The following is a 12,174-nucleotide window of genomic DNA, read 5'->3' as shown; positions in this document are numbered from 1 at the left end:
CGGCCCTTCTGTCATGCGCGTTCCGACGATTTGCTGTTGCCTGGTCTATCGGGCCGTTACTGCGGGCCAGGTCAACCGGCAGCCTGCGCTGTATCGCTTAGGCGGCGGCCGCCACTATTGAATCACGGGCGGCTGCCACTGCCGATTTCACGCCGCCCGCGTAGCAACACGACTGCCCCTGTTCTTCGGCTTGAGGCTCGCGGACCACTTCATCGCAGGCAGCTCGACCAGACGGTAGAACACATAGGCAACCGGCACGGCCACCAGCATGAAGCCGAACGACGGCCAGATCGACAATTGCAGCGCCGAGCGATAAAGCAGCGACGACAGCAGCACGAAAATCGGCAAGTGGATCAGGTAGAGCGAGAAACTGAAGTCGCCGAACCGCGACAGCACGCGCGTAATGGGCGTATCCACAGCGCGTTGCCGATCCAGTGCCTTGTACAGGTAGAAAGCGAAACCGAGCGCCCAGAACTGGAACGCACCGTACTGGCCGAAGTGAAACGCGACGCAGCCCAGCACCACGAACCCCATCGCGACCGCGTAGAGCCAGTTCGAGGCAGGCCGCTTGTCGAGCGACACAGCGGCCCCCGTCTGGGCCCGCGCGTCGGCAATCCAGGCGCCGAGTGTCCACGAGAACCAGTACGACGTGAAGAACTGCAGGTCGTGCCGCTCGAGCACCAGCGCCGACACGATATTGACAAGCGCGACCAGCGCCAGCACCGGCGTCATGCCGATCCGGCGCCGCAGCGCGAACAGCAGCGGATAAATGACGTAGAACTGCACCTCGAGCGAAAGCGTCCACAGCGCGCCGTTCGAGCCGTACGTCTTGCCCGCTACGCCTTGCAGCGAGAACAGGTTGACGAGAAACGCCTGCAGGCCGATCTCGCGCAACTTGTGGTTGACGGGCGGCAACTGGAAGCTGAACCAGTCGAGCGCGAAGGTCACCAGCAACGCGGCCAGCAGCACCGGGTAGATCCGCGCAAAGCGGCGCGCCCAGAAATTGACCGTGTCGAGCCGGTAAACCGGGTTTTGCGCGAGACGCAACGCGCCGCCGCGATGAATGCAATAGCCGCTGATGACGAAGAAAATCGGCACGCCTGCCGAGCCCCAGGCGATCGGAAATGTCAGATAGGCCGCGATGGAGCTGAAACCCAGCGCATGGCCGACAGTCCGGTGAAAGCTTTCCATGCCGACCCAGGCCACCTGGCGGCAATGAAAATAGGCGACCAGCAAGGCGGCAAAGCCGCGCATGGCATCGATGACGTGTTCCTTGCCGGCGCTGTCCACGCGCGAATCGCGCAGCGGGCGAGCCGGGATGGACGCGGAAGCGGGGAGGGAAGCCTGCAGGGATGCGCCACTGGCATCGAAGGCTGAATCGCTCATGCGCGGTCCTTTATCGGGCGAGGGAAGAGGCTAACCGGCTAAACCGGCCAGCGGTTCATACGAACGCGAACCCGTGCGCAAATCGGCCGCTCAAAGGACGCCCTATGCGCACCAGTCGCCGCATGCACATGCTAGAACACCGCCGAGGTAAAAAAATGAATAAAAAATGGCATATCCAGTGGCAAAAAAATTAAATGTGTTTCGATTTGTAATTCGCTGGCAAATCAGCGGTCACAGAATTATTTGCCGATTTTGTCGTGATAGTTTGGTGCCCTGATTCTTCTGACCAGAGGTGGAGTCATGAACCTGCATCTGCTCGCCGGCATTGCCGTGCTTTTGATCCTTGTCGCAGCTTCGGCTTACCGGGAGGCGCTGCGCAATGAACCGATCGGCCGCTTCCGGATGAAACCCGGCAATTTGCCGCCAATGGACGAAAACGAGGAAGGCGCCGCCTGACGCCGCGCGCCGGGCAGTTACCGGCCCGTAAAAATTACGGCATTCGGCCTGTTCCGGCGTAATTGTTTCCTGCGTTGACGTGCAAAGTTAATCACCCGGTGCGATAAAGGCTTATAGATTATTTTTTCACACGATTTACTTTAATTTTGACGAAACGTGAATTAGATTTTAACGACACTTTCGATCAGTTCTATTCGGCGCCCATCCGGCGAACCGCACACTTTCATCAACCGATGTGGGAATGCATACCATGCTGAAAGTTACCAAAGCCGTGTTTCCCGTGGCAGGTCTCGGGACACGGTTCCTGCCGGCCACCAAGGCAAGTCCCAAGGAGATGCTGCCCATCGTCGACAAGCCGCTGATCCAGTATGCAGTGGAAGAGGCGATAGCGGCCGGCATCACCGAGATGATCTTCGTAACAGGCCGCAGCAAGCGCGCCATTGAAGACCATTTCGACAAGTCGTACGAGATCGAGGCAGAACTCGAAGCGCGCGGCAAGGAGCAACTGCTGGAACTGGTGCGCGGCATCAAGCCGGCCAATGTCGATTGCTTCTATGTGCGCCAGGCTACGGCGCTGGGCCTCGGCCACGCCGTGTTGTGCGCGGAAAAACTGGTGGGCGACAGCCCGTTCGCTGTGATTCTCGCCGACGACCTGCTGCACAGCACGCAACCGGTGATGAAGCAGCTCGTCGACGTGTTCAACCACTATCACAGCTCGGTGATCGGCGTGGAAACCATTGCGCGCGAGGACAGCCGCTCATATGGCGTGGTCGACGGCCGCGAGTGGGAAGAGGACGTGATCAAGCTGTCGGGCATTGTCGAAAAGCCGGCACCGGACAAGGCGCCGTCGAATCTCGGCGTGGTGGGCCGCTATGTGCTGATGCCGACCATCTTCAAGCATATCCGCGCGCTCAAGCCGGGTGCTGGCGGCGAATTGCAGTTGACCGACGCGGTGCAGTCGCTGCTCACGGAAGAGCAGGTGCTGGCGTACCGTTACTTCGGCACGCGTTTCGATTGCGGCAGCAAGCTCGGTTACCTGAAGGCGACGGTCGAGTTCGCGTTGCGCCATCCGGAAGTGCGGGCTGAGTTCGAAGAGTATCTGCAGGCCTATTTGCCGCTCCATCTCACGGCTGCCGCAGCCTGAAAGCAGCGTCGGGGAACGGGCGCGCGATGCCGTCGGTGGGTTCGCCGAAATCCTGGTAGAACTGATCGACGCTGAATGCGGGCACACCAATGAAAAACGGGCGCCGCAAAATTCGTGGCGCCCGTTCGTTTCGCTCAGCGTCCGGCTATAGAAGAAGCCGCCGGCGCGTTCCTCAGACCTTCTTCACCTCGAGCCGGAACTTGTGCAGCAACGGTTCCGTGTAGCCGCTCGGCTGTTCGAGTCCTTCGAACACAAGCGCCTGTGCCGCCTTGAACGCGATCGTGTCGAAGCTGGGCGCCATTGGCTTGTAGTGCGGATCGCCGGCGTTCTGCTCGTCGACCACCTTGGCCATGCGCTTGAACGTCTCTTCGACGAGCTCACGCGTTACCACGCCGTGGTACAGCCAGTTCGCAATGTGCTGACTGGAAATGCGCAACGTCGCACGATCTTCCATCAAGCCGATATTGTGAATGTCCGGCACCTTCGAGCAACCGACGCCCTGATCGACCCAGCGCACCACATAGCCGAGAATGCCTTGCGCGTTGTTCTCGACTTCCTGGCGGATGTCGTCGGCATTCCACTTCGCGGCTTCGACCACCGGAATCGTCAGCAGGCCATCCAGCAGCTCGCTGCGCACGCTCGCCAGATCGATCTTCTCCAGCTCCTTTTGCACCGCCTGCACGTCCACCTGGTGATAGTGCAGCGCGTGCAGCGTGGCGGCGGTCGGCGAGGGTACCCATGCGGTATTCGCGCCGGCTTTCGGATGCGCGATCTTCTGCTCGAGCATCGCGTGCATCAGATCCGGCATCGCCCACATACCCTTGCCGATCTGCGCGCGGCCACGCAGGCCCGCGGCGAGACCTTCCAGCACATTGCTGCGCTCGTAGGCCGTGATCCATGCAGTCGACTTCATGTCGCCCTTGCGCAGCATAGGGCCGGCTTGCATGGCAGTGTGCATCTCGTCGCCGGTGCGGTCGAGGAAGCCGGTGTTGATGAACGCAACGCGCGCCGACGCCTCGGCGATACATGCGGCGAGATTGACGCTGGTGCGGCGTTCCTCGTCCATGATGCCCATCTTGATCGTGTTGCGCTCGAGACCGAGCAGATCTTCGACGCGCGCAAACAGTTCGCTCGCAAACGCGACTTCAGCCGGGCCGTGCATCTTCGGCTTGACGATATAAACCGAGCCGGTGCGCGAATTCAGGCTGTGTTTGCGGTCGTGCAGTGCGCACAGGGTGGTGATCACCGCATCGAGAATGCCTTCGGGAATCTCGTGGCCATCTTTCGTCAGCACTGCCGGATTGGTCATCAGGTGACCGACATTGCGGATGAACAGCAGCGAGCGGCCATGCAGCACGACCGGCGCCGTGCCGTTGGCCGCCGTGTAGACGCGATCGGCGTTCAGACGGCGCGTGAAGGTCTTGCCGTTCTTCGTGACCTCTTCGGTCAGATCGCCGGTCATCAGGCCGAGCCAGTTGCGGTAGAGCTGGACCTTGTCGTCCGCATCGACGGCCGCGACCGAGTCTTCGCAGTCGATGATCGTGCTCACCGCCGCTTCCATCAGCACGTCCTTGACGTGGGCCGCGTCGGTCTTGCCGATCGAATCCTCGGCGTCGATCTGGATTTCGAAGTGCAGACCGTTGTGCTTGAGCAGGATGGCGGAGGGCGCCGCCTCTTCGCCTTGATAGCCGATGAATTGCGCGGCCGTCTTCAGCGCCGTGGCGCCGTTCTTCAATGCTACGACGAGCTGGCCGTTTTCGATGCTATAGCGGGTGGCGTCCGCATGCGAGCCATGGGCGAGCGGGGCGGCTTCGTCGAGGAAGGCTCGCGCACGGGCGATCACGCGAGCGCCGCGCACCGGGTTGAAGGCTTTCTGCTTTTCCGCGCCGTCGGTTTCGGGAATTGCGTCGGTGCCGTACAGCGCATCGTACAGGCTGCCCCAGCGTGCATTGGCGGCGTTCAACGCGTAGCGCTGGTTCGACAGCGGCACCACGAGCTGCGGGCCGGCCTGTTCGGCGATCTCGGTGTCCACGCGGTCAGTCGTGGCCTTGACGCGGGCCGGCACCGGCACGAGATAGCCGATGCTTTCGAGGAAACTGCGGTAAGCGGCCAGGTCGCGCACCGGGCCCGGATGGGCGCGATGCCATTGATCGAGTTCGGTTTGCAGGCGGTCACGCTCAGCCAGCAGGGCGCGGTTCCTGGGTGCGAGGTCGTGCACCAGCGCGTCGAACCCCGCCCAGAAGGCGGCGCTGTCTACACCGGTGCCCGGCAGGGCTTCGTGTTCGATAAACTGGTCGAGATTCGCGGCTACCTGCAGTCCGCTTCGCTTGGTCATGTCAGTCATGGACTGCTCCATCTGATTGGGCTGGGCCGGTGTGGGGTCACCGGCCTGATGGTTCGTTTGCTTGCGCAGGGGCCTTCGCGGTTGGCCTGGGTGGCTGCCTTCCGCGCTTGCCTTGCGCTGTTGCGTTGCTCGTTTGCCTTGCTACTGCGCTTTGGTCGGTCGTTTCGCTGGAGTTACGGATTCATTTCAACCCTTGAGTGCGGCCGCGCCCGCCTTGGCCACTTGCGCGTCCTGGTCCGCCTTGACGCCGGACACACCCACCGTACCGATCACCTGGCCGTCGACGATCACCGGCACGCCGCCTTCGAGCGAGCCCGACAGCGGCGCGCTCAGAAACGCAGTGCGGCCGCCGTTGATCATGTCTTCGTACACCTTGGATTCGCGCCGGCCGAGGGCCGCGGTGCGGGCCTTTTCAACGGCGATATAGGCGCCGACCGGAGCACAACCGTCGAGTCGCAGCAGGCCGAGCAGATGGCCGCCGTCGTCGGCGACCGCAATCGTTACGGCCCACTGGTTCTTCTCGGCCTCGGCTCGCGCGGCGGCGAGAATCTGCGTGACTTCGGCAACGCCCAACACATGTTTCGTCAGCATAATGAATTCCCTGTCTAGGTGATGGTAAGGATCCTTCTACATCTATTTGTCCCAATCCTGCGGCGCGCCCTCATGAGGCGCGCGGTTTGCGTATGGGGTGAGCCGTGCGCGCCGCCGGTTGAGGCGTCGCGGCTACGCTGTGCTTCGGGATTTTACGTCCAAGCGCCGCAGGGCGTGTCGGAAGCCGGCGCCGGCGCATCGAGCGCACGGGCGCGCTTGCCGCCCGAGGTCCGTAACGCCGCGTAACCGGAGACTGACAATGGCAACTGACCAGACAGCACGCCTGCCATATTTTTATGTCAAGCTTTTCACATTCGAATCCGATTGAAAGGTTCTCATCATGTCCCGTCCATCCCGCGTAGCCTCAACGGCGAGCACCGCGCTGCCGTCGGTCCACACGACCTATAGCCTGACGCTGCGGGTGCTGCACTGGCTCACCGCGTTGTGCATGTTCGTCGTGATTCCGCTTGCCTGGTACATGACCAGCCTCGATCGCCACGACCCGATGCGGGGCAATTGGATCAACCTGCACAAATCGATTGGCCTGACCGTCCTGCTGCTGACGCTGATCCGCGTGGTCACCCGCCTGTCGGGCAACGCGCCGCCATTGCCGGCTTCGATCCCGGCGTTCGAGCAAACCCTCGCGCATATCGGCCACGGCCTGCTCTACGTGATCCTCTTTGCAATGCCGATTAGCGGATACATCAACTCCTATGGCGGCGGCCATCCGGTCAACTGGTTCTGGCTGTTCCAGGTGCCGGGCGTGGTGCCGCAGGACAAGGCGCTCGGCCATCTCGGCGGGCAAATTCATGCGCTGCTCGCGTGGGCCACTTACGCGCTGATTGCCGGGCATGTGCTGGCGGTGATCTACCATCAGTTGATCGAGCGCGTGGACATTCTCGGGCGGATGACGGGGCGGGCAGCCAGGCGCTGATTTATGCCCAGTTGGGCGCGCGTGCGCGGCGGCTATTACAATCGGCCTCTACACGATCAAATAACGCGCCCCCCATCATGCCAGCCGTCAGCGGTCTTTATGTCTATCCGATCAAGTCGTGCACCGGTATCGCGCTAAACGAGGCGCGGCTGTTGCCCTCGGGCCTCGAATACGATCGCAACTGGCTGGTGTGTACGCCCAGTGGACAGATGCTGACGCAGCGCAGCCACGGACGTCTTGCGCTGATTCAGGTGGCGTTGGGCGAGAGCGAACTGATCGTCTCCGCGCGAGGCATGCCTGAGTTGCGAACGCCGCTCGCAGCCGAGGCGCTCGAACAGCCCGAACGGTTTGATGTCACCGTCTGGCGAGACACCATGCCCGCGTTCGACACCGGCCCGCAAACGGCGGCCTGGTTCACCGCTTTCCTCGGCGAACCTGTACGGCTCGCGCGCTTCGATCCGGCCGTGCAGCGCGTGGTGGACCCGGACTGGACGGGAGACATGCAGGCCATCACGCATTTTGCGGACGGCTTTCCCTTGCTGGTCATCGGCGAGGGGTCGCTGGCCGATCTGAACCGCCGTCTTGCCGGTAAAGGCGCGCCGCCGATCCCGATGAACCGCTTCAGACCGAATCTGGTGTTCAACGGTCTCGATGCCTATGAAGAAGACTTCGTGGACAGCCTCACGGTCTGGACGGGGGAGGGTGCGGTGCAGGTTCGACTCGTCAAGCCGTGCGCGCGCTGCCCGATGCCCACGATCGATCAGGCGAGCGGAGTACCCGATCCGCTCTGGCCAAACGAGCCGCTCGACACGATGAGCGCCTATCGCGCCAATGCGCGGCTCGATGGCGCGCTGACGTTCGGTCAGAATGGGATCGTTTCGACGGGATTCGGCGCGGTGCTGGCGCTTGGCCAGCAGATCGATGCCGAGCTGGCGTTTGACGATTAGGTAGCTAACGTTCGACGATCAGGATAGTACGGCAGCGGTGCAGCTCTGATGGAGTGTTTCGCGGGACTTTTCCCCGGCGAACCTTAGGAATCCTGCAGTGTTCAACCTAGGCGCAACAGAAAACCAAAAATCTCGAGGGTAATGGCGAGCGCCACGATGGTGACCGGCAATGTCAGAACAATGACCCAGATCATCCGCGACGATCCCGGGGCGCGCCCGGATGGTTTGACCGTTTTCGCTGCTTCGCTTTCGCGTTCAGTCATGACTGGGCGTCCGTTGGTTGATGGGCTGGGCTCAATTATGCATCGCATCCAGGATTGCCGCTGTCCGATTGCAAACGATGCGAGCTTAAGTTCCCTTTAAGATGGAACGCATAAAGTAGTGATGTATGCGGCGTCGCATGAACCGATCGTTTCATGCACCGCGCAGTCTCCGAGAGTTACGTCCAGTTGCCCCTTGGCTTTGCAGGGGGTGACCTTTGCAGGCCCGGTCCATAGCCGGGCCTTTCTTTTTTTGTGGGCGTGTCGAGCGCCATCCGTCGCATCGGCGATGCGGATGGCGGCCACACAGCTAGCAGCTGCACGAATCAGGATCAGTGACTGATCGACTCGAGCGATAGCCCGCGCGTCGACGGTCCGAGCATGATCATCACAATGCCGACCAGCATCGAAACGCCGATGAAAGCTGCCACGCCCGCTACCCCATATCCATGCAACAGAATGCCGATCGCGAGTCCCGCAAAGGCAGCGGAGATCCGGCTCCACGAATAGACAAAGCCGATTGCCCGGGCCCGGATCCGGGTGGGAAAAAGTTCGGCCTGGTAGCCGTGATACGCGTACGACATGATGTTCGCCGCGAGCGTGAACAGCACGCCCAGCACGATCAGCAGCCATGGTTCGGAGGCTTGGGAAAACACGGCGATCACCACCGCCATCGTAATCAGGCCGCCGCAGATCTGCGTCTTGCGTTCGAACTTGTCGGCAAACCACACGCCCAGCAGCGGCCCGAACGGATTGGCGATGGCAATCACGAATGCATAGCCAAGGCTCGCAGTCACATGAATGCCGCGATGGATGAGGAGGGTCGGCACCCAGGCGGCGAAACCATAGAAGCCGATTACCTGGGCCATGTTGAAGATCGACAGGAGCAGGGTACGTCGACGGTATTGCGGCCCGAAAATCTCCCCATATGAGCCCGTACCGGCCTGCTCGGGCGCGACCGGTTGCGGCGGCGGCAAGACCACACCTTTCTCTGCGGCGACACGACGTTCGATATCCGCGACGATGCGCTCGGCTTCCTCAATGCGTCCATGGCGCGCGAGCCAGCGCGGGCTTTCGGGAATCTTGCGACGCAGGATCCACACGATCACGGCGCCGACAGAGCCGATCAGGATCACCACGCGCCAGTATTCGAGGCCAAGCGGCTGGGTGCCTTTGAGCGCGTAGGCGAGAAAGGCGACCACCGGCACGACCGAGAACGTAATGAACTGGTTGACCGCATAGGCCCGGCCGCGCTCGCCACCGGGGATCAGTTCGGAGATGTAGGTGTCGATGGTGACCAGTTCGACGCCGATGCCGATGCCCGAAATCAGGCGCCAGATATCGAGCGCGAAGCCGGACGTCTGGAAAGCCATGATCACCGTGCAGACCATGTACCAGATCAGCGACCAGGTGAATACGACGCGTCGCCCGAAACGGTCCGCCACGAAGCCGAACGCCACGGTGCCGATCCACAGGCCGGCGAAGGTGGCAAACACGAAAGTCCCGAACCCGGCCACCGCGAGCGGCTGCAGTGCCGCGAAAAATCCCAGCGATTCGGCTTTGAACAGCCCGGACTCGACCATGCCGGGCGCCACATAACCGGTGAAGAACAGGTCGTAGAACTCAAAGACGCCGCCGAGTGAAATCAGGATCACCATGGTCCAGACGGTACGCGAAGGGGGTAACCGGTCAAACCGGGCGGCGATTTCCGCCGCCTGCTGTGTGGACATGAGCGCCTCTTGTTCTAAAGGTTTTGTAAGGTTGACGGCTGAGCGGGTGATGGCTCGCGGCAATTTCGCACGGCGCGGCGTGCGGGCGCAATGCGTGCGAATACGGAGCGGGATGGGCCGGTTGGTTTTGCAAACCGAGCCGCGCAGATGAAACGATAATGACTCGGTAAATATTCAGACTGAGGCCTGACTGACTCTTTATTGGTCTCTATAATCATCCAATATCGATGCATTGGCGCTTCAAAGGAGTATCGAATCCCAATGACCCAACAGCCCCCTCACGACCCCGCGATTGCCCCGTCAGACGTCGGCGAAGAAGAGAAAGCGCAGCTCCAGTGCTATCGCAGCGGCGCCGCCGCGCGTCTCGCACGCATGCCCGTCACAACGCTGCGGATCTGGGAGCGGCGCTATGGCGTCGTCGCGCCGCCCAAAAGCGCTTCGGGGCAACGCCTCTATTCGTCGCAGGATGTGCAGCGGCTGATCCTGCTGAAGAAATTGGTGGAACGCGGTCACGCGATCGGCTCGATCGCGCGACTCGAACTCGATCAGCTGGATCGCCTCGCGCTGACGTATGCAGAAGCGGCGTTCCCGCCTGGTCCGCTGGATGATGTCACGGAGTCGACGCTCACGATTGTCGGCACCTCGCTCGCACGCCGTTTGCGCAGCGATCTGCCGGAGTTGCGTTCCGCCAGCCAGCCACGCCTCACCGTGTTCGACGACATCAAGGACGCTCAGGCGCATCCGCTGAAAACGGATGCGCTGGTGATTCATGTCGCGTCGCTGCACGACGAACTCGTGCAAGCCGTGCTTGGGCTCGGCGAAACATGTCATGCCAAGGTGCTCGCTGTCGTCTACGCATTCGGTACCGAGCACAGCGTGAATACGCTGCGCTATGCGGGCGTGCGGGTGTATCGCGAACCGCTTGAGAAGCTGCAGGCACGGCAGATTCTGCGCGACCTGTCACCGCAGACGCAGCCACGCGATGCTGTCGAAGCCTACGCACGTACGCCGCGTCGCTACTCCGACGACGCACTTGCATCGATCGCCGGGCGCTCGACCACCATCGCGTGCGAGTGCCCGCGCCATCTTGCCGGTCTGATCCAGCAGTTGTCGTCGTTTGAGCAGTACAGCGACGATTGCATGTCGCGCACGCCGGCCGACGCGGCGCTGCATCGCTATCTGGGGGAAGTGGCGAATCGCGCCCGGGCGATGTTCGAGCTGGCGCTCGAGCGGGTGGCGCGGGAGGAGCGGTGGGCGCCCGAGGAGGGTGGTTGAGCGAAGAATGCAGCTTTGCCCGGCACCGATTCCATTTCAAAGTCCATTCACTTCGGATAGCTGACAATCCGTTAGCCAATTCCCGATTCGGTCATCATCGTCCGACGCTGCCGGCGTTCGCCAGTCCCTCAGCCCGCTTTAGCGGCACCATCACCCCAGCGCGCGTATGATCGATACCTACCGTACCCAACATCCCAGTCATCGTTTGCGGAGGAACCTATCGTATGAGCGCGCCTGAAGAAGTCGTATTCCTGCTCGACGTCGACAATACCTTGTTAAACAACGATCAGGTCGTGGCGGATTTACGCGAGCACCTGACCGAACAGTTCGGAACCACGAGCAGCGACCGCTACTGGGAAATCTTCGAAACCTTGCGCAGCGAGCTCGGTTACGCCGATTACCTCGGGGCCTTGCAACGCTACCGGCTGGAACGTCAATGCGACACGCGGCTGATGTTGATGTCGTCGTTCCTGATCGATTACCCGTTCGCCACCCGCCTGTTCCCGGACGCACTTGCGGCAATCGAGAATATGGCCAAGCGCGGGCCTACCGTGATCCTGTCCGATGGCGACGTCGTGTTCCAACCCCGTAAGATCAAGCAGTCGGGGCTATGGGATGCGGTGGAGGGGCGGGTGCTGATCTACATCCACAAGGAACGGATGCTCGACGAAGTCGTGCAACGGTATCCGGCAAAGCGCTACGTGATGGTGGACGACAAACTGCGCATCCTCGCCGCCATGAAGCAGATCTGGAAAGAACGGCTGACGACAGTCTTTCCCCGCCAGGGGCACTACGCGCTCGATCCGGCCAATATTGCCGCTTATCCCCCGGCTGACGTAACAGTCGAACATGTCGGAGAACTGGCCACGATGGACCTCAGCGTGCTCTGAAGGCCGGTTGCCATGGCGATACGCCCGCACCGTCACCGCTTTGTCATCTGGCTGGCATAACGACCACGCACTATAGGAGAGTGCGGAGGCGGCTATCCGTTGGCCGACCATCCGCGGGCGGCTGATCCACTCGGCCGCCCCACGACAACCATGCAAAAGAAGGCGGCGAACGTTAACACGCTGCCCCTGTCAGATTCGGAGACTGAATGAAGGCGAG

General features: G+C 61.7%; 11 protein-coding genes. 6 read left to right on the top strand and 5 right to left on the bottom strand.

The features are described from left to right. Positions 1–147: 147 nt before the first annotated feature. Positions 148–1,386 carry an acyltransferase family protein gene (locus BUS06_RS13035; RefSeq protein WP_074264629.1) on the bottom strand — a complete coding sequence of 413 codons (1,239 nt, stop codon included), beginning with the start codon at positions 1,384–1,386 and terminating at the stop codon, positions 148–150. A 300-nt stretch (positions 1,387–1,686) separates the two neighbouring features. Between BUS06_RS13035 and BUS06_RS37835 the strand changes: the two genes are divergently transcribed. After that, positions 1,687–1,842, top strand: a complete 156-nt coding sequence (locus BUS06_RS37835; RefSeq protein WP_167379387.1) for a hypothetical protein — start codon at positions 1,687–1,689, stop codon at positions 1,840–1,842. 250 nt (positions 1,843–2,092) lie between these two features. Further along, entirely contained in the window at positions 2,093–2,986 is an 894-nt protein-coding gene (gene galU, locus BUS06_RS13030) for a UTP--glucose-1-phosphate uridylyltransferase GalU (RefSeq protein ID WP_074266076.1), read from the top strand. 172 nt (positions 2,987–3,158) lie between these two features. Here galU and BUS06_RS13025 read toward each other — a convergent pair whose 3' ends face one another. Together BUS06_RS13025 and BUS06_RS13020 are read right to left on the bottom strand one after the other, a co-directional pair. Then, entirely contained in the window at positions 3,159–5,330 is a 2,172-nt protein-coding gene (locus BUS06_RS13025) for a malate synthase G (RefSeq protein ID WP_074264628.1), read from the bottom strand. Between the two features lie 186 nt (positions 5,331–5,516). After that, positions 5,517–5,921: a heme-binding protein gene (locus tag BUS06_RS13020; protein WP_074264627.1), complete on the bottom strand. Its 405-nt coding sequence runs from the start codon at positions 5,919–5,921 to the stop codon at positions 5,517–5,519. Between the two features lie 340 nt (positions 5,922–6,261). Here BUS06_RS13020 and BUS06_RS13015 point away from each other — a divergent pair, with 340 nt between their 5' ends. Continuing rightward, positions 6,262–6,855 carry a cytochrome b gene (locus BUS06_RS13015; protein WP_083611418.1) on the top strand — a complete coding sequence of 198 codons (594 nt, stop codon included), beginning with the start codon at positions 6,262–6,264 and terminating at the stop codon, positions 6,853–6,855. A 77-nt stretch (positions 6,856–6,932) separates the two neighbouring features. Further along, positions 6,933–7,802 carry an MOSC domain-containing protein gene (locus tag BUS06_RS13010; RefSeq protein ID WP_074264626.1) on the top strand — a complete coding sequence of 290 codons (870 nt, stop codon included), beginning with the start codon at positions 6,933–6,935 and terminating at the stop codon, positions 7,800–7,802. Between the two features lie 101 nt (positions 7,803–7,903). Here the strand turns inward: BUS06_RS13010 and BUS06_RS37830 are convergent, their stop codons facing one another. Beyond that, positions 7,904–8,065: a hypothetical protein gene (locus BUS06_RS37830; RefSeq protein WP_167379386.1), complete on the bottom strand. Its 162-nt coding sequence runs from the start codon at positions 8,063–8,065 to the stop codon at positions 7,904–7,906. 329 nt (positions 8,066–8,394) lie between these two features. Then, complete coding sequence (locus tag BUS06_RS13005) at positions 8,395–9,792, bottom strand: MFS transporter (RefSeq protein WP_074264625.1); 1,398 nt, start codon at positions 9,790–9,792, stop codon at positions 8,395–8,397. A 261-nt stretch (positions 9,793–10,053) separates the two neighbouring features. On the opposite strand from BUS06_RS13005, the gene BUS06_RS13000 reads away from it, so the two are divergent. After that, positions 10,054–11,067, top strand: coding sequence for a MerR family transcriptional regulator (locus BUS06_RS13000; protein ID WP_083611417.1), 1,014 nt, complete (start codon positions 10,054–10,056; stop codon positions 11,065–11,067). 224 nt (positions 11,068–11,291) lie between these two features. Continuing rightward, on the top strand, positions 11,292–11,957 hold the full coding sequence (locus tag BUS06_RS12995) for an HAD family hydrolase (protein WP_074264624.1): 666 nt from the start codon (positions 11,292–11,294) through the stop codon (positions 11,955–11,957). Positions 11,958–12,174 lie beyond the last annotated feature (217 nt).

Origin of the sequence: Paraburkholderia phenazinium (genome assembly GCF_900141745.1) — a bacterium.
Classification (GTDB): Bacteria; Pseudomonadota; Gammaproteobacteria; order Burkholderiales; family Burkholderiaceae; genus Paraburkholderia; species Paraburkholderia phenazinium_B.
The sequence above is the reverse complement of the archived record's forward strand: the minus strand, read 5'-3'. Positions and strand labels throughout refer to the sequence as shown.

Excerpts from the sequence above, each read along its gene's own strand:
- BUS06_RS13035 (WP_074264629.1), bottom strand. The coding sequence starts at position 1,386 with ATGAGCGATTCAGCCTTCGATGCCAGTGGCGCATCCCTGCAGGCTTCC.
- BUS06_RS37835 (WP_167379387.1), top strand. The coding sequence starts at position 1,687 with ATGAACCTGCATCTGCTCGCCGGCATTGCCGTGCTTTTGATCCTTGTC.
- galU (WP_074266076.1), top strand. The coding sequence starts at position 2,093 with ATGCTGAAAGTTACCAAAGCCGTGTTTCCCGTGGCAGGTCTCGGGACA.
- BUS06_RS13025 (WP_074264628.1), bottom strand. The coding sequence starts at position 5,330 with ATGACTGACATGACCAAGCGAAGCGGACTGCAGGTAGCCGCGAATCTC.
- BUS06_RS13020 (WP_074264627.1), bottom strand. The coding sequence starts at position 5,921 with ATGCTGACGAAACATGTGTTGGGCGTTGCCGAAGTCACGCAGATTCTC.
- BUS06_RS13015 (WP_083611418.1), top strand. The coding sequence starts at position 6,262 with ATGTCCCGTCCATCCCGCGTAGCCTCAACGGCGAGCACCGCGCTGCCG.
- BUS06_RS13010 (WP_074264626.1), top strand. The coding sequence starts at position 6,933 with ATGCCAGCCGTCAGCGGTCTTTATGTCTATCCGATCAAGTCGTGCACC.
- BUS06_RS37830 (WP_167379386.1), bottom strand. The coding sequence starts at position 8,065 with ATGACTGAACGCGAAAGCGAAGCAGCGAAAACGGTCAAACCATCCGGG.
- BUS06_RS13005 (WP_074264625.1), bottom strand. The coding sequence starts at position 9,792 with ATGTCCACACAGCAGGCGGCGGAAATCGCCGCCCGGTTTGACCGGTTA.
- BUS06_RS13000 (WP_083611417.1), top strand. The coding sequence starts at position 10,054 with ATGACCCAACAGCCCCCTCACGACCCCGCGATTGCCCCGTCAGACGTC.
- BUS06_RS12995 (WP_074264624.1), top strand. The coding sequence starts at position 11,292 with ATGAGCGCGCCTGAAGAAGTCGTATTCCTGCTCGACGTCGACAATACC.